We start from the raw sequence: 22,726 nt of genomic DNA on the forward strand, positions 1-22,726 counted from the left end.
CGGCCGCCACGGCCGGGGCCGTCACAGCAGGGAGGCGTCCTTCAGCACGGCGTCGACCTCGTCCCGCCCCTGCTGCGGGGACAGGCCGAGGAGGAAGGCCGAGCGGCTGTCGTCCACCGAGACGACGGTCATGCGGAGATAGAGGGTGCCGCAGTCGGGGTGGGTCACCTTGAGCACCGCCGTGTGCGCGGGCCGGCCGCTGACCGTCGTCGCCTTGGTTTCCTGGGGCGTCGTCTTGCTGTCCGGGCAGAAGTACTCCGCGTTCGACGAGGCCGCGCGCTCCGTCTCGTACCGCAGCCGGGGCTGCGGTATGCCCCCGGTCCGGCCGGCCATGACCGAGGCGCCCTCGCCATGGGAGCCCTTCTTGCCGATCGCCGTGGTGAAGGCGTCGATCAGGTCGCCCTTGTCGCGCTTCCAGCCCTCGGGTATCGCGTAGGAGATCCCGGCCTTCTCGTCCTTCACCCGCGGTCGGGCCGCCGGGGCGGAACTGTCCTCCACCCGCGGCCGGGCAGCCGGCGCGTCGCCGTCCTCGTCGCGCGTCAGCCACCACGCGGTGAGGGCGCCGCCGATCAGCACGAGGACCAACGCGACGACACCGGCCACCACCGCCCGGCGGTTCCGCGGCGGCTCGGGGGAGGGCGGGGCCGGGTACGGATGTCCCGTGGCCGGCGGATACGGCTGCGGATAGCCGGTGTTCGCCGGGTACGGCTGCGGATGGCCGTTGCTCGGCGGGTACCCGGAGGCCTGCGGATACCCGGAGGACTGCGGGTACGCCTGCGGGTACCCGGAGCCGGGCGGATACGGTGTCGGGCCGGCGGGGGGTGGCGTGGTCATGCCCCCATCCTTGCGTGCGCTACCCACCTGCGCCCTGAGTACGTGTACTCAATCCTTCGCCCCGTCACCAGCGCGACGGCGCCCGCTCGTCCACGCTGAACACCGTGCCGTCCGGGGCCGAGCCGAACACCCTGCCGTCCGCCGCGACCGGCGCCGGCAGCGTGCCCGCGAAGCCCTGGCCCGGAGGGCCCGGGCGGGGCGGGGTCTGGCCCAGCAACTCCCCCTCCACCGCGTCCACGGCCAGCAGCCGCCCGTCCGCCGCCGAGAAGTACAGCCGGTCCTCGGCCGCCACCAGCGGCGACGCGTTGCCCACCGAGGTCTCCAGCCGCCAGCGCTGGCCCCAATCGGGGTCCGTACGCCGGGTGTCGACCGCCAGCAGGCCGCCGTCGTCGCACAGCACGTAGGCCATGCCGCCGCTCGTGGCGACGCTCGCGGCGGTCACCGGTGCCTCCAGCGGCACCCGCCGCGCCGTACGGCTCTCCGGGTCGTAGCTCACGATCGCGTCGGTCCGGGTCCGGGTGTCGGTCGAGACCAGATGGAGCACCGTGCCGTCACCGCCCACCGGGGTGAGGTTCCCGTCGAGCCACCGCTCCCAGCGGGGGTGCCGCGCGCCGGGTCGAGCGCCGTGACCAGGGTCCGCGAGCCGTCCCCGGCCACGGTGAACGCGTACGCCGTGCGGCCGGCGGCGTCCGTGTGGAACGCGGGCAGGGCGTGCCCCTTGACGCCGTGCCGCCAGCGCCGCCCGTTCGTGGCCGCGTCGATGGCCGTGACCGTACCGTCCTCGGACACCATCAGCACCGTCTCGCCCGCGCGGTAGATCCGGCCGCCGTACGCCGACACGTCCCGGTTCCAGCGCGTCGTGTGCGTCACCGGATCGAGCCCCCGCAGGCGGGTGCCGTCCGGTGAGAGCACCTGCACCAGGCCGCCGGCGAACACCGGCGGCAGCGGGACGCCGCCGACGGTGCCGTCGGCCCGGCCCCCGTCCGCGGCCGGTCGGGACCAGACGACCCGGCCGTCCGCCGGGTCCAGCCGTGCGGCCTCGACGCCGTTGCCGGTGCAGTACAGCGCGCCGCGCCCGTAGCCGCAGTACGCCGCCCGCGGGCCCGCCCCGCCCGTCCCGCCGGCCCCAGCTGTGCCGTCTGCCCCGGTCATCCCGTCCGCGTCGCCGTCCGCGTCCTGCGTACCGAGGCCGACGTGCCAGGGCCGCGTCGCCGATCCGGCCGCCTGGCGCGGCTGCTCGTGCCGGCCGGACCGATGCAGGAAGTCGAGTCCGCGCAGCGTCCAGACGGTGCCCGCGCCGAGCACCACCGCGAGCACCAGCGCCGCCACCACCCAGGTCCGCACCCCGCGCCGCCCGCGGCGTGGGCTTCCGCCGCGCCGCGGCGAGGACGGTGCGGGGCCGTCGTCCGCGGTCGGCGCGCCCGCCTGGGGCCAGTCCACCACCCGGGCCCCGAGGCCGGGGCCGTCGCCGGTGCCGCCGTCGCCCACGTCGCCCACGTCGTCCAACGCGTCGGCGTCCGCGCCTGGTTCGGCGCCGACCTCGCCCGCGTCCGCCGCCCCCGGGCCGCCGCGCCGCCCCGCGCCCCGCTGCGCCGGCACCCGCGGGGCCGGTCCGCGCGGTGCGGGCGCGTACGGGCCGCGTACCGCGCGCAGCGCCGCCATCAGCGCGTCCGGAGTGGGGCGCGCGGCCGGGTCCTTGGCCAGGCAGCGGCGGATCAGCGGTACGAGCCGGTCCGGCACGCCCGCCAGATCCGCCTCGTCGTGGACCACCTGGTACGCCACGATGTACGGACTCTCCGAGTCGAACGGGCCGCTGCCCGTCGCGGCGTGCACCAGCACCGAGCCCAGCGCGAACACGTCGGCCGCCGGCCCCACCTGACGCGGCCGCTGGAACTGCTCGGGCGCCATGAACGGCGGGGTGCCGATCAGCTTCCCGGTCTCCGTCCGCAGATCGCTGTCGGCCGGCCGCGAGATGCCGAAGTCGATGACCTTCGGCCCGTCCGTGGCCAACAGCACGTTGCTCGGCTTGAGATCGCGGTGCACCACGCCGGCCCGGTGGATGTCGCGCAGCGCCTCCGCGAGCCCGGCCGCCAGTTGAAGCACCTCGTCCGGTTCCAACGGGCCGTTCCGCTTGACGTGTTCGGCCAGGGTGGGGCCGGGGATGTACAGGGTCGCCATCCAGGGCCGGGCACCGTCCGGGTCGGCGTCCACCACGGGCGCGGTGAAGGCCCCGCTGACCCGTCGGGCCGCCGCCACCTCCTGCCGGAACCGGGCCCGGAACTCGGGGTCCACGGCGTGGTCCGCGTGCACGACCTTCACCGCGAGGCGCAGCCCCGAGTCGGAGCGGGCCAGATGGACGACGCCCATGCCGCCGGAGCCGAGGCGCGCTTCCAGCCGGTACTGCCCGGCGTACTCCGGATCTTCCGCTTCCGGGCCCGTTCCCGCGTTGCGCAGCGGCGGCATTCCCCCACCCCCGTGAATTCGGCCGCACTCGCGACGCACGGAGCCTAGTCGATGACACGTGCGAGCCCGGAGAGGCTTGCTAGCCTGCGCATGTCCCGTACATGGCGGGATATCCATGAGGATCGACGGGGGAGGGGCCGCATGGCCACGGAAGACATCGCCATAGGAGCCAGAGAGGACGCCGCCGAGGGGGCGGACGGCACGGTCGGCACGACCGCCGCGCAGGCCGTGACGTATCCGGTCGCCGCCGGCTACCGGGTCAACGTCCGCCGGGGGCCGAGCACGACCAGCCCGCTGATCAAGGTCCTGGCGTACAACGTGCGGGTGCCGATCCGCTGCCAGACCCGCGGGAGAAGGTCAGCGGCCCGTGCGGCACGACCGACATCTGGGACAACATCGCGCCCGGACAGTACGTCTCGGACGCGTACGTGCAGACCGGCAGCGACGGCTTCGTGGCCGTGCGCTGCGGCTGACGGTCACGACTGACGGGCCGTCACCGCAGGGGAGACAGCCCGGCTCGGGGCTTGGACCCTGACGCGGGCTCGGACGTGGACTTGGACGTGGACGGCTTGGGGGCGGGCGTCGTCAGCGCCGGCGAAGGCTCCACGTCCGGGTTCCGCGGATCGACCGTGAAGGCCGTCCCCGTGCTGGTCAGCCCCACGACAGCGTTCCGCGTGAGCGCCACCGGCGGTGGCCCGTACCCGCTGCCGGTGGACGCGCTCAGCGCGGGGCTCTGCCAGAGCTGGTCGCCCGTCCGCAGGTCCAGCGCCAGCAGCCGGCCGCTCGCCGTGCCCAGATAGACCGTCCGCGAGTCCGGGGAGACCACCGGAGGGCCGAGCTGCTCCACGGGGGTCGGCGTGCTCCACACCTCTTCTCCCGTGCCCGGGTCGACCAGGGTGACGCGGCCACTGGGCTGCACGAAGAACAGGCGGTCGCCGACGAGCGTCCCGGTGCCGATCGTGTGCTCGGGCAGCTTGACCTGGCGCCGGCTTCCCGTGCTCGGGTCGATCCGTATGAGCGTGCGGTTGCGCTCCAGGTCGTTCTCGACGAGCGGCAGGACCAGCAGGTCCCCGTCGTGCGACCCCAGCGGCAGCTGCTCGTCCTCGGTCAGGCCCACGACCCGGTGCTGCTCCCCGTCCCGCTTGTCGAACCGCACGAGGACGCTGGAGGTGTCCTCGCTCTCCGCGTCGGAGCAGCCGGCGTAGGGCACGCCCCCGGCCGCCGTGAGCTCGCACAGGTCCCCCTTGCGCAGCGGGCTGGTCCACACGGTCTCCCCGGTCTCGGCGTTCCGCGCGACCACCGCGGAGTCCGCCGGATTGGTGGAGAGCACCAGGTCGCCGACCAGTCGGGAGCCGTCGGAGGTGGTCACGTTGCGCGACCACGCCACCTTGCCGGAGTCCGCGTGCAGGGCCACCACCCGGTGGTACGAGTCGGAGGGGGCGTCGTGCGTGTAGACCAGGCCGCCGCGGACGCCGAACGGGGCGCTGCTGACCATGGGAGGGTCGTCCGGGTCCCGCGGATTGGTCATGACCATGTCCTTGGCGCGCCAGTCGACGTGCCCGTTGAGCGCGTTGATCCGCTGGACCGGCAGCTCGACCCCGCCGCAGAACAGCGTGGTGCCCGCCGCCTTGCATTCGGGGCTCAGATCACTGGCGTTCCAGGAGGTGGGCTTCGCGCCCGCAGCCTTCGGCAGCGGCAGCTGCCAGGACCGCCACCCCTGGGGCATGGTCATGTCCCGTGCCGTGGTCGACGGGCCGTTGCTGGTCCGCACCCCGTCGTTGCCGGAGGCGTAGTAGGCGATGGCCGAGCCGCCGATCCCGAGGCAGAGGGCCGCGGCGCCCGCCGCCAGCAAGGTGCGCCGCCGCCGCTTCCCGGCGGTCGTCGGCTCGTAGTCCGTCACCGTGGGGGCGGTGACCGCCGCGGCGCCCTCGACGCGCGGCGTGCCCTTCTCGGGCAGATCGCGCAGCCGCCGCATGAGCTCGGGGAGCTTCGGGCGGGCGGCGGGGTCCTTGGCCAGGCACTCCGCCACGATCCCGCGCAGCGGCTCCGCGAGCGTCTCCAGCGCGGGCGGCTCATGCACCACCTGGTACGCGGTCATGTACGGGCTGTCCGCGTCGAAGGGCCCGCGCCCGCTGGCCGCGTACACCAGCAGCGCGCCCAGCGAGAAGACGTCGGAGGCCGCGGTCACGTCCCGGGGCCGGCTCAGCTGTTCGGGTGACATGAACGGCGGGGTGCCCATCACCCGGCCGGTCATGGTCAGCGCCTGGTTGTCGCCGGCCCGGGAGATGCCGAAGTCGATGACGCGCGGGCCGTCCTCCGCCATCAGGACGTTCGCCGGCTTGAGGTCGCGGTGCACCACGCCCACCCGGTGGATGTCGTGCAGCGCCTCGGCCAGCCCCAGGGCCAGCCGCCGCAGCTCCGCCGAGTCCAGCGGCCCGCCCTCCGTCAGCCGCTCCGCGAGGGTGGGCCCGGACACGTACAGGGTCGCCATCCACGGCCGCTCGGCGTCCGGATCGGCGTCGACCACGGGCGCGGTGAACGCACCGCTGACCCGCCGGGCGGCCGCCACCTCCTGCCGGAACCGGGTGCGGAACTCGTCGTCGGCCGTGAACTGGGCATGGACGACCTTCACCGCGACCTTCCGGCCGGAGGACGAGCGCGCCAGGTACACCACGCCCATCCCACCGGAGCCGAGCCGGTCCAGCAGCCGGTAGGTACCGATGACCTCCGGATCTCCCGCACTCAGCGGCACGGCCACCCCTTCCCGCGTCCCGTCCTCCTCGGCGCTTGACGCAAATCTCAGCGGATGCCAAGCGTAAGGGGCACCGGAGGCGGATGGCCTGCTGGTCCGGTGACCGGGCAGTAACCTCCCAGGTCACCGCGAGGGAGGGCCGCACACGGGCTACGGGCCGGGGGTGCAGGCCGCGGCGACGGCCAGGCTGTCCTCGTAGACGTGGTGCCGGACGATCAGCCCGTCCTCGACCGTGAGCCGCAGCGCGAACGGCGACCGGAACGTCTTCCCGGTGGCGCGCACGGTCCCGGCCACGTGCCCCGTCAGCACCGCCTCAGGGCCGTCGACGAGGAACGCCTCCAGGGTGACCTCGGCCGCCTCCGGGACGGTGTGGGCGTCCAGGTCCGCCCAGTGGCCCGCGACGTCGGCCCGCGTCGAGCGGGGCCGTATCCACGGGACCGCCGGGTTGGCGGCCACCATCCAGTCGACGCGCTCCGCGTACATCGCGGCGATGAGCTCCGGGTCCCGCCCCGCGACCCGGCTCAGGTACTCCTCCACGGTGGCGCGCGTGGCCGCGCTGACGCTGTCGCCGCCCGGCGTGCCGTTCCTCGGTGCCATGGTCCGCTCCCCTCCGGGGTTCCTCGTTCCCGTACGGAAGAGAGCCTCTCGTGCGGCGCGGAAGCCGTCGATTACCCGCCAGGTAAGGCCGCGGCGGCACCGGAGCCGCCGCGGTGGCGGAGCGGGCGGGACCCGGACCCCGCCGCGCCGGTCCTGGCGCGGTGGGGTCCCGGACGGGGTCACGCCACTATGCGCTCAGGGGCGACCACCGCGTTGTGCCGCTCCGCCCAGCCGGCCAGCGCCATCCCGCACGCGTGGTCCACGTGCCGCAGGCCGTACAGGTCCAGCTCCACCGCGCGGTCGCGCGGCAGCGCCTCCAGCTCGTCCAGCAGCTTCGGCAGCCGCAGGAACGTCGCGTTCCCCAGCACCCGGACCCGCACCGGCCCGTCGCTCTCCAGCCCGGTGACCTCCACGTGCACGTGCGAGGTCTCCCACGCCGACTTGGCCACGGCCATCAGCAGCCCGATCAGCACACCCTCGAACATGTTCGTCACGACGATCGCCCCCGCGGTCACGACGAGCACCACCGCCTCGCCCCGGTGCTCGCGCCACAGCGGCGCCAGGTCCCGCACCGGGATCAGCTTCCAGCCCGCGTGCACCAGCACACCCGCCAGCGCGCACACCGGGATCACGCCCAGCGCCGCCGGGAACAGCACCGCGAAGACCAGCAGCCAGCCCCCGTGCAGCACCCGCGACACCTTGGTCTTGGCGCCCGCCTGCACGTTCGCGGCGCTCCGTACGATCACGGCGGTCATCGGCAGCGCCCCGAGGGCCCCGCACACCGTGTTGCCCGCGCCCTGCGCGATCAGCTCCTTGTCGTAGTCCGTACGCGGCCCGTCGTGCAGCCGGTCCACCGCCGCCGCGCTGAACAGGCTCTCCGCGGACGCGATGAGCGTGAAGGCCACGACGGTCCCCAGGACGCCGATCTCGCCGAGCCGCGCCAGGTCGCCGCCGCCGGGCGGCTGCACGGCGTCCAGCAGGCCCTGGACCTCCACCTTCGCGACCGGCAGGTCCAGCACCGCCACCGCCGCCGTGGCGAGCGCGACCGCCGCCAGCGGGGCGGGCAGCACCCGGGCGGCGGGCCGCCACCGCGGCCACAGCACCAGCACCGCCACCGTCGCGGCGCCGACGGCGGCGGCCCGCAGCCCGTCCCCGGACCCGGCGGTGTCCAGCACGAGCTTCGGGAGGTCGCCGAGCTTGCCGAGCCCGCTGCTGGGCGCCTTGGCGTCGGCGAGCGCGTACAGCTGGCCCGCGATCAGCACCAGGCCGATGCCCGCCAGCATGCCCTGGACGACGGCCACGGAGATCGCCCGGAACCAGCGGCCCAGCCGCAGCAGCCCCATGGCCATCTGGAGCACCCCGGCCGCCAGGACGAGGACGCCCAGCACCCCGAGCCCGTACTCCTCCACGGCCTCGTAGACGAGCACGGTCAGCCCGGCGGCCGGACCGCTGACCTGGAGGCTGCTCCCCGGCATCAGCCCGGCGACCAGCCCGCCGACTATGCCGGTGATCAGCCCGAGCTCGGCGGGTACGCCACTGGCCACGGCGACGCCGACGCACAGCGGTACGGCGACGAGGAAGACGACGAGGGACGCGGTGAAGTCGGCGCGGACGGTCGCGGCCCGGTGGGGCGAGCCACCGGCCGTGCGGAATCGGTCGAAGAAGTTCAGCATGAGGGTTGCCTCCAGCGCGCCGGGCCCCTGGTCTGCGGGAATGCGGCGCATCGCTGCGTGGATGGTGGGCTGCGAAAGGTGATCGTGCGACGAGGACGGAACGCACGAGGAGTACCGGGACCGCTCGGCGTCCTGGACCGCACCCGAGGTGCGAGGCGTACGCGGAGCGCGAGGTACCCGCGCGGTGCGAAGGGCACGCGGCGTACGCGGGGCGCGTGACGGGCGCTCGGCGCACAGGAGCGTGCGCGCGCCGGTGTGACGACGGCGTACGAGGCGTGCGGGTCCGTCAGCAGCGGAAGGTCTGGAGCGCGACCGCCAGCTCACCTGATCTCGACACCGGGACGGTGGTCTGCCGCGCCGCACGCGGCACGACTCCCCGGGCCGGGGAATCCGTGGCGGCCGCGTCGCATCCGCAGACGCAGCTGGGCTTGCCGGAGGGGGCTGGGGCGGTGAGGGGGCCGCGACCGGCCCGGCGGCCCTCGCAGCCCGCGTCCTCGCCGCGCTCGCCCCAGGTGTCCTTGACCACCCGATGCGAGCCGACCGGGTCGGCTTCGCCGACCGGAGCGGCGGCGGAGACGTCCGCGGCGGCCCCGGCGGGAGGCGCGGCCAGCGGTTCGATGGCGAGGAACGCGGCGAACAGGGCGACGACCGCAGTGACCAGCGCGCGGCCGGTCCGCTGGATGGTCGTCATGTCGCCCCCTCCACGCGTCTCGACACCGAACTCCATTTTGTCCAGAGGGTGATGGCGAAGTGCAAGTCGGGACGTAACCAACGCGTGAACATGGAGGCAGTAAAAAGGAATGGTCAAGTCCGAATACTCCGGCGGACGCCGGAGCGACTGATTCCCCCGGATGCGCCGTACCGCTTGCGCGCGGCGGCCCGGCGTGCCGCCGCGCGACCCGTACCGATCCGTGGACGCCCCGGCCCCGCCCCGCCGCCTGATGGGAGGATGAACAGGCGCCGCGCGGCCACGCGAGCGCGACGTACCGCCCCGGATGAGGTGAACGCACCATGACGCAGAAGGTCGCCGTGCTCGGCACGGGAAAGATCGGCGAGGCGCTGCTCAGCGGAATGATCCGCGGCGGCTGGTCCCCGTCCGACCTGCTGGTCACCGCCCGCCGCCCCGAGCGCGCCGCCGAACTGCACGCGCGCTACGGCGTCGAGGCCGTCTCCAACGCCGAGGCCGCCAAGGCCGCCGACACGCTCATCCTCACCGTCAAACCCCAGGACATGGGCGCCCTGCTCGACGAACTCGGCCCGCACGTCCCGCCGGAGCGGCTGGTCATCTCCGGCGCGGCGGGCATCCCGACCACGTTCTTCGAGGAACGGCTGGCCCCGGGCACCCCGGTGGTACGGGTCATGACCAACACCCCCGCACTCGTGGACGAGGCGATGTCCGTCATCTCCGCGGGCAGCCACGCCACGAAGGAGCACCTGGCCCACGCGGAGGAGATCTTCGGCGGGGTCGGCAAGACGCTCCGCGTCCCGGAGTCCCAGCAGGACGCGGCAACCGCGCTCTCCGGCTCCGGCCCGGCGTACTTCTACTTCCTCGTCGAGGCGATGACGGACGCGGGCATCCTGCTCGGGCTGCCGCGCGACAAGGCCCACGACCTGATCGTCCAGGCGGCGATCGGCGCGGCCGTGATGCTGCGGGACAGCGGCGAGCACCCGGTGAAGCTGCGCGAGGCGGTCACGTCCCCGGCGGGCACGACGATCAGCGCCATCCGCGAACTGGAGCGCCACGGGGTACGGGCCGCACTGATCGCCGCACTCGAGGCGGCACGAGACCGCAGCCAGGAACTGGCCTCCGGCCACGCGTAGCCTCCGGCGGCCGAGTGGTTCGCTCCGCGGCACGCCGTTGCCGCTGTGTCAGGGCCTCCGCTGCGGACCCGGGGCCAGGGGGCCAAGCTCCTCATGGCCACGCGTAACGCCGCCGGCGGCGAGTGGTTCGGCTCTGGCGGCTCTGGCGGCTCTGGCGGCTCTGGCACCTCGTGTGCCCGCCCGCCTCGCGTGGCGGGGGCGCCACGACCGCGTAGCCGGCGCGTGTCCAGGGGGGCCATGGCGCCGCAGGCGGCGGGTCCTCCCCCGCACGCGCCCTGCGGGTGTGGGGCCTCCCCCCTGGACCACGGGGGTCCAGGGGGGTCCAGGGGGCGGAGCCCCCTGGTGCGGGAAGGGGCGGGGTAGGGGAGAGACCCACCGGAAACGCCCGCGCCCCCGCGCCCCGAGCCCCCGGGCCCGCGCCCCCAAGGGCAGGCCGGGCGTGCCCGGTGACAGGGAGGGCGGGCGCCCCGGGGCGAGCCCTCCCCGGTGAAGAGGGCGGGCGGGTGGGAAGGGCTACCGGACGGCGGCCGCCGCCAGCAACTCCTCCGTGGTCACCACCCGCGCGAACCCGCCCCCGTGCAGCGACACCGCCGTCGCCCCGGCCAACTCCTCCGCCGTCCGCCGCCACCCGAACGGCCCCTCCAGGTCGAACGTGTGCGTCGCGTCCAGCGGGACGAACACCTCGTACCCCAGGTTGCCGCCCATCCGCGCCGTCGTCTCGACGCACATGTTCGTCTGGATGCCCACCACCACGAACTGCCGCGCCCCCACCGCGTCGAGCCACTCCCGCAGGTCCGGCGCCCCGTAGAACGCCGAGTTCACCGTCTTGGTGACGAGCACCTCCGGCCCGCTCCCCCTGCCCCGCCGCTCCTCCACCGCGTCCTTGAAGTCGTTGCCCTCCTGGCCCGGCCGCAGCGGCGACCCGGGCTTCGGCGAGTCATGCCGTACGAAGGCCACCGGGCGGCCCGTCGCCTGCCACACGTCGATCAGCGCGGCGATGTTCTCCTCGGCCGCCGGGTTGTCCCGCCGCCCCCAGAACGACTCCTCGTCGAAGCCCTTCTGTACGTCCACCACAATCAGCGCCGCGCTCTGCGTCATCTCCATGCCCATGATCCTGCTGCCGGACGGCACCCCGGCACAGTGGCGGCAACGCCGAGGATCGATGAATTCCTGCCGCACCCTCTGGCAGGATGAGCGCCATGCACGACACCTCGCGGCGGAGCCACCGCATCGCCCTCGTAGCCATCCCCGGCATCCGCGCCTTCGACGTCTCCGTCATCACCGAGGTCTGGGGCGTCGACCGCACCGACCGCGGCGTCCCGCCCTTCGAGCTCCGCCGCTGCGCCGCCGACGCCGCCCCCGTCGCACTGCGCGGCGGCCTCACCCTCACCCCGGACCGCGGCCTCGACTGGCTGGTCCGCGCCGACCTCGTGGTCGTCCCCGGCCTGGACGACCACCTGACGCCCGCGCCCGCCCCCGTCCTCCAGGCCCTGCGCCGGGCCCACGCCGCGGGCATCCCCGTGGCCGCGCTGTGCGGTGGCGCGTTCACCCTCGCCCAGGCGGGCCTCCTCGACGGCCGCCGCGCCATCACCCACTGGCGCCTGGTCGACCTGCTGCGTACGCACCACCCCCGGGTCAGCGTCGAACCGGACGCCCTGTTCATCGAGGACGGCGGGGTGTGGACCGCCGCGGGCACGGCGGCCGGCATCGACCTCTGCCTGCACCTGGTCCGTACGACGCACGGCGCCGAGACCGCCGCGACCATCGCCCGCTCCATGGTCACCGCGCCCTTCCGCACCGGCGGCCAGGCGCAGTTCATCGAGCGGCCGACCCCGGCCGCCGACCGGGACGCCGACGCCCTCGCGTCCGTACGCGAGAAGGCCCTGCGCCACCTCAACGAACCGCTCACCGTCGCCGACCTCGCCGGCTGGGCGGGCATGTCCTCCCGCACCTTCGCCCGCCACTTCTCCGCGACCACCGGCACCACCCCGCTGCGCTGGCTCCTGGACCAGCGCCTGGCCGCCGCGCAGAAGCTCCTCGAACGCACCGACCTGGCCATCCCCGAGGTCGCCCGCCGCGCGGGCTTCGGCAGCGAGGTCACCATGCGGCAGCACTTCGCCGCCCGCCTCGCCACCAGCCCGCGCGGCTACCGCGCCGCGTTCGCCGCGCGGTAGCCGGCCGCTGCGCCGGGGGAGGGTGGGCACACCCCGGCCACCGGCCGGCACCCGCCCACGAATCGGCTGGTCCGGCAGTGGGCGCCCACCGCCGTCGGGCGCAGCTCCGATCCGGTCGACCGTCACACCGGCGGCATCAACCCCACCGCGGCATACGCGGCGTCGACCCGCGGCCGGGCCAGCCCGCGCGCCCGCTCCGCCCCGGCGCGCAGCACCTCGTCGACGTACGCCGGGTCCGCGCACAACTCCGCGTGCCGCTCGCGCAGCGGACGGAGCATCTCGACCACGGCCTCGGCGGTGTCCTTCTTCAACGCCCCGTACGAGGTGTACTCCTCGGCCAGCACCTGCGGCCTACCGCCGGTGCACGCGGCGAGTACGTCCAGCAGGTTCGCGACCCCCGGCTGCGCCTCCCGGTCGTACCCGACCTCCCCCGTGCCGCCGCTGTCCGTCACGGCCCGCATCACCTTCTTGCGGATCACGTCCGCCTCGTCCAGCAGATAGACGATCCCGCCGGTGTCGTCGTTCGACTTGCCCATCTTCGACGTGGGGTCGCGCAGATCCATCACCCGCGCCGCCACCTGGGGATGAACGGCCCGGGGAACGGTGAAGACCGGCCCGTACCGCTGGTTGAACCGCACCGCGAGATCCCGGGTCAGCTCCATGTGCTGGGCCTGGTCGTCACCGACGGGCACCTCGTCCGTCCCGTAGGCGAGGATGTCCGCCGCCATGAGCGCCGGATAGGTGAGCAGGGACAGCCGAACGCTGCGGCCCCGCGCCTCTTCCCGAGCGACCTTCTCCTTGTACTGGATCATCCGCCGCATCTCGCCGTCCGACGCCGTGCACTCCATCAGGTACGACAGTCGTGCGTGCTCGGCCACGTGGCTCTGGACGAAGACGGCGCAGCGCCGCGGATCCAGTCCGGCGGCCAGCAGCAGGGTGGCGGTCTGCCGGGTGAGCCGCCGCACCCGGGCGGGGTCGTGCTCCACGGTCAGCGCGTGCATGTCGACGACGCAGAACAGCGCGTCGGCACGGTGCTGGTCCTCCTCGACCCAGCGCCGCATGGCGCCCAGGTAGTTGCCCAGCGTCAGATGCCCGCTGGGCTGGATCCCACTGAAGATCCGCTTGCGCGTCCCCGTCGGCGTCGCCGTTGCCGCAGCCGCTGCCGCCGTGCTCTGGGTCGTCCCTGCCATCGCAGTCTCCCGCTTCCTTCGGTCCAGGGGCCGCCGCTGCGGCGGGCCGGCTGCGAAAGGGGAGAAACGCGAACGGCCGCCGGAGCGGCGGCCGTGTCATCGCATGCGCGTCGTGGGTCGGCCGCCGTCAGGCGGCCCACCACTGCTGGGTGCGCGCATGCTTCGTCATGCCGCCGACCTTACGGCCCGAAGAACCTCGCCGCCACAGGTTTGAAGATCACCGCCACGGGTTTGAAGCCGGTCGGCATGTCATGTAGTGTTCTCCGAGTTGTCACGGAGTCCGCGAGGACGAGGTGGCAGCCACTCGCGCCGCGACCGGCGGCAAACCACTACTGCACGGCCCCTGATCGGGATCAATTTCGGCATGCCGAAATTCGGACCGAATGACTTGATTATGAGTCGCCAGGAAAACCCGCTAAAGTAGTGAACACGCCGGAAGGCGCAACCCCCTCCGACGGGGAATCGGAAACGAATTCGGGCCGGGAACGGAACGAACAAGGGTCTGATAGAGTCGGAAAGGCCGGAAAGCGAAAGCAGGAAGGCCGCCCCGCTCCAAACAGGGGGCCGGAAACGAAGAGCGGAAACGCGAAACGGATCTGGTAAGGTTGGAAACGCAAGACCGAAGGGAAGCGCCCGGAGGAAGCCCGAGAGGGAAGCCGAAGGAAGCGTCCGTTCCTTGAGAACTCAACAGCGTGCCAAAAGTCAACGCCAGATATGTTGATACCCCGTCTCCGGGCCTGATGGTCTGGGACGAGGTTCCTTTGAAGAAACAAAACACAGCGAGGACGCTGTGAACTGTCGGGATTATTCCTCCCGATGGTTCCGCTCAACGCGAGTGTGCATCCCGATTACGGGAAAACATTCACGGAGAGTTTGATCCTGGCTCAGGACGAACGCTGGCGGCGTGCTTAACACATGCAAGTCGAACGATGAACCCGCTTCGGTGGGGGATTAGTGGCGAACGGGTGAGTAACACGTGGGCAATCTGCCCTGCACTCTGGGACAAGCCCTGGAAACGGGGTCTAATACCGGATACGACCACTTGAGGCATCTCATGGTGGTGGAAAGCTCCGGCGGTGCAGGATGAGCCCGCGGCCTATCAGCTTGTTGGTGGGGTGATGGCCTACCAAGGCGACGACGGGTAGCCGGCCTGAGAGGGCGACCGGCCACACTGGGACTGAGACACGGCCCAGACTCCTACGGGAGGCAGCAGTGGGGAATATTGCACAATGGGCGAAAGCCTGATGCAGCGACGCCGCGTGAGGGATGACGGCCTTCGGGTTGTAAACCTCTTTCAGCAGGGAAGAAGCGAGAGTGACGGTACCTGCAGAAGAAGCGCCGGCTAACTACGTGCCAGCAGCCGCGGTAATACGTAGGGCGCGAGCGTTGTCCGGAATTATTGGGCGTAAAGAGCTCGTAGGCGGCTTGTTGCGTCGGATGTGAAAGCCCGGGGCTTAACCCCGGGTCTGCATTCGATACGGGCAGGCTAGAGTTCGGTAGGGGAGATCGGAATTCCTGGTGTAGCGGTGAAATGCGCAGATATCAGGAGGAACACCGGTGGCGAAGGCGGATCTCTGGGCCGATACTGACGCTGAGGAGCGAAAGCGTGGGGAGCGAACAGGATTAGATACCCTGGTAGTCCACGCCGTAAACGTTGGGAACTAGGTGTGGGCGACATTCCACGTTGTCCGTGCCGCAGCTAACGCATTAAGTTCCCCGCCTGGGGAGTACGGCCGCAAGGCTAAAACTCAAAGGAATTGACGGGGGCCCGCACAAGCGGCGGAGCATGTGGCTTAATTCGACGCAACGCGAAGAACCTTACCAAGGCTTGACATACACCGGAAACGGCCAGAGATGGTCGCCCCCTTGTGGTCGGTGTACAGGTGGTGCATGGCTGTCGTCAGCTCGTGTCGTGAGATGTTGGGTTAAGTCCCGCAACGAGCGCAACCCTTGTTCTGTGTTGCCAGCATGCCTTTCGGGGTGATGGGGACTCACAGGAGACTGCCGGGGTCAACTCGGAGGAAGGTGGGGACGACGTCAAGTCATCATGCCCCTTATGTCTTGGGCTGCACACGTGCTACAATGGCCGGTACAATGAGCTGCGATACCGTGAGGTGGAGCGAATCTCAAAAAGCCGGTCTCAGTTCGGATTGGGGTCTGCAACTCGACCCCATGAAGTCGGAGTCGCTAGTAATCGCAGATCAGCATTGCTGCGGTGAATACGTTCCCGGGCCTTGTACACACCGCCCGTCACGTCACGAAAGTCGGTAACACCCGAAGCCGGTGGCCCAACCCCTTGTGGGAGGGAGTCGTCGAAGGTGGGACTGGCGATTGGGACGAAGTCGTAACAAGGTAGCCGTACCGGAAGGTGCGGCTGGATCACCTCCTTTCTAAGGAGCACATGGCCGACTGCGAGCGAATGTCTCGCACGGTTAGCTCATGGGTGGAACGTTGACTACTCGGCACACTCGGTTGTTGTGACTGTTAGTACTGCTTCGGCGTGGAACACAGGACGGAACGCTGGGGGTGTCGGGCACGCTGTTGGGTGTCTGAGGGTGCGAGCGTTGCTCGTCCCTTTGCGATGCCGGCCTCGGTGAACTCTGCACGTTGGTGTGGGGGTGACGGGGGACGGGTCGTTGCTTGAGAACTGCACAGTGGACGCGAGCATCTGTGGCCAAGTTTTTAAGGGCGCACGGTGGATGCCTTGGCACCAGGAACCGATGAAGGACGTGGGAGGCCGCGATAGGCCCCGGGGAGCTGTCAACCGAGCTTTGATCCGGGGGTGTCCGAATGGGGAAACCCGGCAGTCGTCATGGGCTGTCACCCGCTGCTGAACACATAGGCAGTGTGGAGGGAACGCGGGGAAGTGAAACATCTCAGTACCCGCAGGAAGAGAAAACAACCGTGATTCCGGGAGTAGTGGCGAGCGAAACTGGATGAGGCTAAACCGTATGTGTGTGATACCCGGCAGGGGTTGCGCATGCGGGGTCGTGGGAGTTCTCTTGATCGGTCTGCCGGCCGGTCGGCGAGTCAGAAACCGTATGGATAGGCGAAGGGCATGCGAAAGGCCCGGCGTAGAGGGTAAGACCCCCGTAGCTGAAATCTGTACGGCTCGTTTGAGAATCACCCAAGTAGCACGGGGCCCGAGAAATCCCGTGTGAATCTGGCGGGACCACCCGCTAAGCCTAAATATTCCCTGGTGACCGATAGCGGATAGTACCGTGAGGGAATGGTGAAAAGTACCGCGGGAGCGGAGTGAAATAGTACCTGAAACCGTGTGCCTACAAGCCGTGGGAGCGTCGCGCAAGGACTTGTCCTTGCGTCGTGACTGCGTGCCTTTTGAAGAATGAGCCTGCGAGTTTGCGGTGTGTTGCGAGGTTAACCCGTGTGGGGAAGCCGTAGCGAAAGCGAGTCCGAATAGGGCGGTTTAGTAGCGCGCTCAAGACCCGAAGCGGAGTGATCTAGCCATGGGCAGGTTGAAGCGGAGGTAAGACTTCGTGGAGGACCGAACCCACCAGGGTTGAAAACCTGGGGGATGACCTGTGGTTAGGGGTGAAAGGCCAATCAAACTCCGTGATAGCTGGTTCTCCCCGAAATGCATTTAGGTGCAGCGTCGTGTGTTTCTTGCCGGAGGTAGAGCACTGGATAGGCGATGGGCCCTACCGGGTTACTGACCTTAGCCAAACTCCGAATGCCGGTAAGTGAGAGCGCGGCAGTGAGACTGTGGGGGATAAGCTCCATGGTCGAGAGGGAAACAGCCCAGAGCATCGACTAAGGCCCTAAGCGTACGCTAAGTGGGAAAGGATGTGGAGTCGCAGAGACAACCAGGAGGTTGGCTTAGAAGCAGCCACCCTTGAAAGAGTGCGTAATAGCTCACTGGTCAAGTGATTCCGCGCCGACAATGTAGCGGGGCTCAAGCGTACCGCCGAAGTCGTGTCATTGCAGTACATACCCCCAACGGGGACTGTGATGGGTAGGGGAGCGTCGTGTGCCGGGTGAAGCAGCGCCGGAAGGTAGTTGTGGACGGTTCACGAGTGAGAATGCAGGCATGAGTAGCGATACAAACGTGAGAAACGTTTGCGCCGATTGACTAAGGGTTCCTGGGTCAAGCTGATCTGCCCAGGGTAAGTCGGGACCTAAGGCGAGGCCGACAGGCGTAGTCGATGGACAACCGGTTGATATTCCGGTACCCGCTTTGAAGCGCCAAACATCGAATCAGGCGATGCTAAGTCCGTGAAGCCGCCTTTGATCTCTTCGGAGTGATGGGGAGTGGTGGAGCCGACGGACCAGACTTGTAGTAGGTGAGTGATGGGGTGACGCAGGAAGGTAGTCCAGCCCGGGCGGTGGTTGTCCCGGGGTAAGGGTGTAGCCCGAGAGATAGGCAAATCCGTCTCTCACACAGGGTGAGACCTGATGCCGAGCCGATTGTGGTGAAGTGGATGATCCTATGCTGTCGAGAAAAGCCTCTAGCGAGTTTCATGGCGGCCCGTACCCTAAACCGACTCAGGTGGTCAGGTAGAGAATACCGAGGCGTTCGGGTGAACTATGGTTAAGGAACTCGGCAAAATGCCCCCGTAACTTCGGGAGAAGGGGGGCCATTTCCGGTGATGAGTCTTGCACTCTGAGCTGGGGGTGGCCGCAGAGACCAGCGAGAAGCGACTGTTTACTAAAAACACAGGTCCGTGCGAAGCCGTAAGGCGATGTATACGGACTGACGCCTGCCCGGTGCTGGAACGTTAAGGGGACCGGTTAGCTCCATTTCGGTGGGGCGAAGCTGAGAACTTAAGCGCCAGTAAACGGCGGTGGTAACTATAACCATCCTAAGGTAGCGAAATTCCTTGTCGGGTAAGTTCCGACCTGCACGAATGGCGTAACGACTTCTCGACTGTCTCAACCATAGGCCCGGTGAAATTGCATTACGAGTAAAGATGCTCGTTTCGCGCAGCAGGACGGAAAGACCCCGGGACCTTTACTATAGCTTGATATTGGTGTTCGGTTCGGCTTGTGTAGGATAGGTGGGAGACTGTGAAGCATGCACGCCAGTGTGTGTGGAGTCGTCGTTGAAATACCACTCTGGTCGTGCTGGATGTCTAACCTGGGTCCGTGATCCGGATCAGGGACAGTGTCTGGTGGGTAGTTTAACTGGGGCGGTTGCCTCCTAAAGGGTAACGGAGGCGCCCAAAGGTTCCCTCAGCCTGGTTGGCAATCAGGTGTTGAGTGTAAGTGCACAAGGGAGCTTGACTGTGAGACCGACGGGTCGAGCAGGGACGAAAGTCGGGACTAGTGATCCGGCGGTGGCTTGTGGAAGCGCCGTCGCTCAACGGATAAAAGGTACCCCGGGGATAACAGGCTGATCTTCCCCAAGAGTCCATATCGACGGGATGGTTTGGCACCTCGATGTCGGCTCGTCGCATCCTGGGGCTGGAGTCGGTCCCAAGGGTTGGGCTGTTCGCCCATTAAAGCGGTACGCGAGCTGGGTTTAGAACGTCGTGAGACAGTTCGGTCCCTATCCGCTGTGCGCGTAGGAATATTGAGAAGGGCTGTCCCTAGTACGAGAGGACCGGGACGGACGAACCTCTGGTGTGCCAGTTGTTCTGCCAAGGGCATGGCTGGTTGGCTACGTTCGGGAGGGATAACCGCTGAAAGCATCTAAGCGGGAAGCCTGCTTCGAGATGAGTATTCCCACCTCCTTGAGAGGGTAAGGCTCCCAGTAGACGACTGGGTTGATAGGCCAGATATGGAAGCCGGGTAACCGGTGGAGTTGACTGGTACTAATAGGCCGAGGGCTTGTCCTCAGTTGCTCGCGTCCACTGTGTTGGTTCTGAAGTTGCGAACCGTTTTGAGCCCCTGTGTGGGTTCCGGTTGTGTCATCTTCATAGTGTTTCGGTGGTTATTGCGTTAGGGAAACGCCCGGTTACATTCCGAACCCGGAAGCTAAGCCTTTCAGCGCCGATGGTACTGCAGGGGGGACCCTGTGGGAGAGTAGGACGCCGCCGAACAATTTTTAGAGAAAGCCCTGTTGGGGACTCCGGTCCCCAACAGGGCTTTTCTGCTTTGTAGGGTGGTCGCATGCGCTATGACTTGATCATCTTTGACAATGACGGTGTCCTGGTCGACAGCGAGCCGATCGCCAACCGCGTCCTCGCCGCCTGTCTCACCGAACTCGGCTATCCCACCACCTACGAGGAGTCGATTCGCGACTACATGGGTTCGGCCATGCACCGGATTCACGACCTCGTCCAGGAGCGCTACGGGAAGTCGCTGCCGGCTGACTTCGACGCCACGTACTACGGCCGGGTGTTCGCCGCCTTCCGCAGGGAGTTGCAGCCCGTCGCCGGCGTGGCCGAGGTACTGGAGAAGCTGCGGGCCGACGGGGTTCCGTACTGCCTGGCGTCCTCCGGCAGCCATGAGCGGATCCGAGTCGCCCTGCACAAGACCGGTCTGTACGAACTCTTCGACGAGGAGCGCATCTTCAGCGCGCAGGACGTCGGACGCGGCAAGCCCGCCCCCGACCTGTTCCAGCACGCCGCCCGCACCATGGGAGTCGCCCCCGACCGGTGTGCCGTCGTCGAGGACAGCCCGCTCGGCGTCCAGGCCGCCGTCGCCGCCGAGATGGACGTCTACGGCTTCACCGCGATGACGCCCGCCGCCGAACTCGCCCAGGCCCGCGCCCGCTTCGCCGACATGATGGAGCTGCCGGGGCTCCTCGCCTAGCCCCCCGGCCGCACCCCGCAGCACCCCGTCACACCCTGCCGCACCTCTACCCAACCTCTACCCACAGGTTGTTGAGAGCCGTACGCTCCTCAGCCATGACACGGACGTCGCCAGAGCCGCGGCTGCGGCACGGCCGGGCTGCGGTGGCCGTCAGCTTCTTCGTCCAAGGCACGGTCTTCGCTCTGCTCGTGACGCGGATTCCGGCGCTACAGGACCGGTACGGGGTCTCCGACGCGGCGCTGCCCGTCTTCCTCGCCGCGGTCCCCGTACTCGCCGGGCTGGGCAGCGTCGGCACCGAGTACCTCGTACGGCGGATTCGGCCGAGCACCGTACTGCGCTGGATCCAGCCGGTGGTCGGTCTCGCCCTGCTGGCCGTGGGGTCCGGCAGCACGCTCTGGCAACTCGGCGTCGCCCTCGCCGTGTTCGGGCTGTCCGTCGGCGCCCTCGACGCGTCCATGAACATGCTCGGGGTGAGCCTGCAGCGGGCGTACGGGCGCAGCATCATGCTCGGCTTCCACGCCGCGTACAGCCTGGGCGGGATCGTCGGGGCGTCACTCGCCTGGGTCGGGGCGCACCAGGACCTGTCGCTTGCGGTGCTGTACGCGCCGCTGGTCGCCGTGCTGGTGCCGGTCGCCCTGGCCGCCAGCCGCTGGTACAGGGACGGGTCCGGTCCGAGCGAGGGCGCACCCCGCAGCGGCATGCCCAGCGACCCCCGGCCCGGTGCGATGAAGGGCCTGCTGCCGCTGTGCCTGGTGATGGCGTTCGCGTACATCGGTGACGCGACGGTCTCCAACTGGAGCGCCAAGTACGTGGAGGACGTCCTCCACGGGTCCGAGCAGTTCGCGACCGTCCCGTACAACCTCTACATGGCGACCACGCTGGTCGGGCGGGCCTTCGGCGACCTGGCCGTGCGGCGCGTCGGCGCCGTCACGGTGGTGCGGGCCGGGGCGGTGCTCGCGGCCTGCGGGTTCGCGGTGGTGGCGGTCGCTCCCGGCGCGTGGGCCGGGCTGCTCGGCTTCACACTGCTCGGGTTCGGCCTGTGCGTGATCGTGCCGCAGACCTTCGCCGCCGCCGGGCGGCTGTTCCCGCGGTCCTCCGACGCCGCCGTCGCGCGTCTCAACATCTTCAACTACGTGGGCTTCCTCGTCGGCTCCCCGCTGGTGGGAGCCCTGGGCGAGGCGTGGAGCTACCGGGGCGCGATGCTCGTGCCGATGGTGGTCGTGCTGGCGACGCTGCGGTATTCGCGCTCGTATACGACCGAGCCCGCCCGCTACGGTGGCGGTCATGAGCGGCCGCGCACAGTTGATGTGGGATGAGGCAGTCACCGGCTACGACTTCGGCGCCGGGCACCCGATGGACCCGGTACGGCTCGCGCTGACCATGGGACTGGTCCGGGCGTACGGGCTCGACCGGGCCGCGGAGGTGGTGGCCGCGCCGCCGGCGGGCGAGTCGACGCTGCGGCTGGTGCACCGCGCGGACTACATCGAGGCGGTACGGCGTGTCTCGGCCGATCCGAAGAGCGCGGACGGCTCGTACGGCCTCGGTACCCCGGACGATCCGGCGTTCGCCGGCATGCACGAGGTGTCGGCGCTGATCGCCGGTCAGTCCGTCGGGGCGGCCGAGGCGGTCTGGCGGGGCACGGCCCAGCACGCCGTGAACTTCGCGGGCGGGCTGCACCACGCCATGCCGGGGAGCGCGTCCGGATTCTGCATCTACAACGACGCGTCGCTGGCGGTGGCGCGGCTGCTGGAGCTGGGCGCGCAGCGCGTGGCGTACGTGGACGTGGACGTGCACCACGGCGACGGGGTGCAGGCCGCGTTCTGGGACGACCCGCGGGTGCTGACGATCTCCCTGCACGAGCATCCGCGCACGCTCTTCCCGGCCACCGGCTGGCCCGAGGAGAGCGGCGGCGAGGCGGCCCCGGGCGGGGCGGCGAACGTGGCGCTGCCCGCCGGGACCGGTGACGAGGGGTGGCTGCGGGCCTTCCACGCGGTGGTGCCCGAGCTGCTGGCGGCGTTCCGCCCGCAGGTGCTGGTCACCCAGCACGGCGCGGACACCCACGTCGAGGACCCGCTCGCCCATCTGGCGGTGAGCGTGGACGCGCAGCGGGCGGTCGCGGAGAGCTGCCACGACCTGGCGCACCGGTACGCCGACGGGCGCTGGGTGGCGCTCGGCGGCGGGGGATACGCGGTGGTCGAGGTCGTACCCCGGACGTGGACGCATCTGGTGGCGATCGCGGCGGGCCGGCCGGTGGCGCCGGAGTCCGAGGTGCCGCAGGAGTGGCGGCAGGAGGTGTACCGGCGGACGCGACAGGCCGGGCCGCTGCGGATGACGGACGGGCGGCAGCCGCGGTGGCGGGACTTCGCGGAGTCGGGGTACGACCCGGGGGACCGGCTGGACCAGGCGATTCTGGCGACGCGGCGGGCGGTGTTCCCGCACCACGGACTGCTGCCCTGACGGGGTGGAATCGGCGGACCGGCCGCCGTGACGACGGCGCGTCACGTGGGG

12 protein-coding genes, 3 rRNA genes and 2 pseudogenes are annotated in these 22,726 nt (G+C 69.9%); 9 read left to right on the forward strand and 8 right to left on the reverse strand.

Annotation, left to right across the window (positions count from 1 at the left end; all coding sequences use genetic code 11):
* Positions 1-21: 21 nt before the first annotated feature.
* Both Q3Y56_RS19775 and Q3Y56_RS19780 read right to left on the reverse strand, forming a co-directional pair.
* The gene (locus Q3Y56_RS19775) at positions 22-834 is read right to left on the reverse strand and encodes a hypothetical protein (RefSeq protein WP_304463213.1); all 813 of its coding nucleotides are present in this window, start codon (positions 832-834) and stop codon (positions 22-24) included.
* Between the two features lie 64 nt (positions 835-898).
* Positions 899-3,297: pseudogene (locus tag Q3Y56_RS19780) on the reverse strand (PQQ-binding-like beta-propeller repeat protein).
* Between the two features lie 141 nt (positions 3,298-3,438).
* Between Q3Y56_RS19780 and Q3Y56_RS19785 the strand changes: the two are divergent.
* A pseudogene (locus Q3Y56_RS19785) lies at positions 3,439-3,770 on the forward strand (SH3 domain-containing protein).
* 20 nt (positions 3,771-3,790) lie between these two features.
* Here Q3Y56_RS19785 and Q3Y56_RS19790 read toward each other — a convergent pair.
* From Q3Y56_RS19790 to Q3Y56_RS19805, 4 genes are all read right to left on the reverse strand, one after another.
* Complete coding sequence (locus tag Q3Y56_RS19790) at positions 3,791-6,049, reverse strand: serine/threonine-protein kinase (RefSeq protein ID WP_304463214.1); 2,259 nt, start codon at positions 6,047-6,049, stop codon at positions 3,791-3,793.
* Positions 6,050-6,199: 150 nt separating this feature from the next.
* The gene (locus Q3Y56_RS19795; protein ID WP_304463215.1) at positions 6,200-6,646 is read right to left on the reverse strand and encodes a nuclear transport factor 2 family protein; all 447 of its coding nucleotides are present in this window, start codon (positions 6,644-6,646) and stop codon (positions 6,200-6,202) included.
* A gap of 179 nt (positions 6,647-6,825) precedes the next feature.
* The gene (locus Q3Y56_RS19800) at positions 6,826-8,319 is read right to left on the reverse strand and encodes a SulP family inorganic anion transporter (RefSeq protein ID WP_304465694.1); all 1,494 of its coding nucleotides are present in this window, start codon (positions 8,317-8,319) and stop codon (positions 6,826-6,828) included.
* A gap of 286 nt (positions 8,320-8,605) precedes the next feature.
* The gene (locus tag Q3Y56_RS19805) at positions 8,606-9,010 is read right to left on the reverse strand and encodes a hypothetical protein (protein ID WP_304463216.1); all 405 of its coding nucleotides are present in this window, start codon (positions 9,008-9,010) and stop codon (positions 8,606-8,608) included.
* Positions 9,011-9,330: 320 nt separating this feature from the next.
* Between Q3Y56_RS19805 and proC the strand changes: the two genes are divergently transcribed.
* Entirely contained in the window at positions 9,331-10,140 is an 810-nt protein-coding gene (gene proC / locus Q3Y56_RS19810; protein ID WP_304463217.1) for a pyrroline-5-carboxylate reductase, read from the forward strand.
* Between the two features lie 513 nt (positions 10,141-10,653).
* Here the strand turns inward: proC and Q3Y56_RS19815 are convergent.
* Positions 10,654-11,244 (reverse strand): cysteine hydrolase family protein, encoded by a 591-nt coding sequence (locus tag Q3Y56_RS19815; protein ID WP_304463218.1) that lies wholly within the window; start codon positions 11,242-11,244, stop codon positions 10,654-10,656.
* An 86-nt stretch (positions 11,245-11,330) separates the two neighbouring features.
* On the opposite strand from Q3Y56_RS19815, the gene Q3Y56_RS19820 reads away from it, so the two are divergent.
* Positions 11,331-12,314, forward strand: coding sequence for a GlxA family transcriptional regulator (locus Q3Y56_RS19820; RefSeq protein WP_304463219.1), 984 nt, complete (start codon positions 11,331-11,333; stop codon positions 12,312-12,314).
* Positions 12,315-12,436: 122 nt separating this feature from the next.
* Here Q3Y56_RS19820 and trpS read toward each other — a convergent pair whose 3' ends face one another.
* Positions 12,437-13,504: a tryptophan--tRNA ligase gene (trpS, locus tag Q3Y56_RS19825; protein ID WP_304463220.1), complete on the reverse strand. Its 1,068-nt coding sequence runs from the start codon at positions 13,502-13,504 to the stop codon at positions 12,437-12,439.
* A gap of 861 nt (positions 13,505-14,365) precedes the next feature.
* Between trpS and Q3Y56_RS19830 the strand changes: the two genes are divergently transcribed.
* The 6 genes from Q3Y56_RS19830 to Q3Y56_RS19855 all read left to right on the forward strand — a co-directional run bounded on the left by Q3Y56_RS19830 (position 14,366) and on the right by Q3Y56_RS19855 (position 22,675).
* Positions 14,366-15,894 (forward strand): 16S ribosomal RNA (locus Q3Y56_RS19830).
* A 282-nt stretch (positions 15,895-16,176) separates the two neighbouring features.
* A 23S ribosomal RNA gene (locus Q3Y56_RS19835) occupies positions 16,177-19,299 on the forward strand.
* An 87-nt stretch (positions 19,300-19,386) separates the two neighbouring features.
* Positions 19,387-19,503 (forward strand): 5S ribosomal RNA (gene rrf, locus Q3Y56_RS19840).
* Together the 16S, 23S and 5S rRNA genes form the textbook arrangement of a ribosomal RNA operon.
* 70 nt (positions 19,504-19,573) lie before the next feature.
* Positions 19,574-20,218, forward strand: coding sequence for an HAD family phosphatase (locus Q3Y56_RS19845; RefSeq protein ID WP_304463221.1), 645 nt, complete (start codon positions 19,574-19,576; stop codon positions 20,216-20,218).
* Between the two features lie 71 nt (positions 20,219-20,289).
* Entirely contained in the window at positions 20,290-21,534 is a 1,245-nt protein-coding gene (locus tag Q3Y56_RS19850) for an MFS transporter (protein WP_304463222.1), read from the forward strand.
* Entirely contained in the window at positions 21,503-22,675 is a 1,173-nt protein-coding gene (locus tag Q3Y56_RS19855) for an acetoin utilization protein AcuC (RefSeq protein WP_304463223.1), read from the forward strand. The genes Q3Y56_RS19850 and Q3Y56_RS19855 overlap by 32 nt, the downstream gene beginning before the upstream one ends.
* Positions 22,676-22,726: the final 51 nt, after the last annotated feature.

Origin of the sequence: Streptomyces sp. XD-27, from assembly GCF_030553055.1 — a bacterium.
GTDB lineage: Bacteria > Actinomycetota > Actinomycetes > Streptomycetales > Streptomycetaceae > Streptomyces.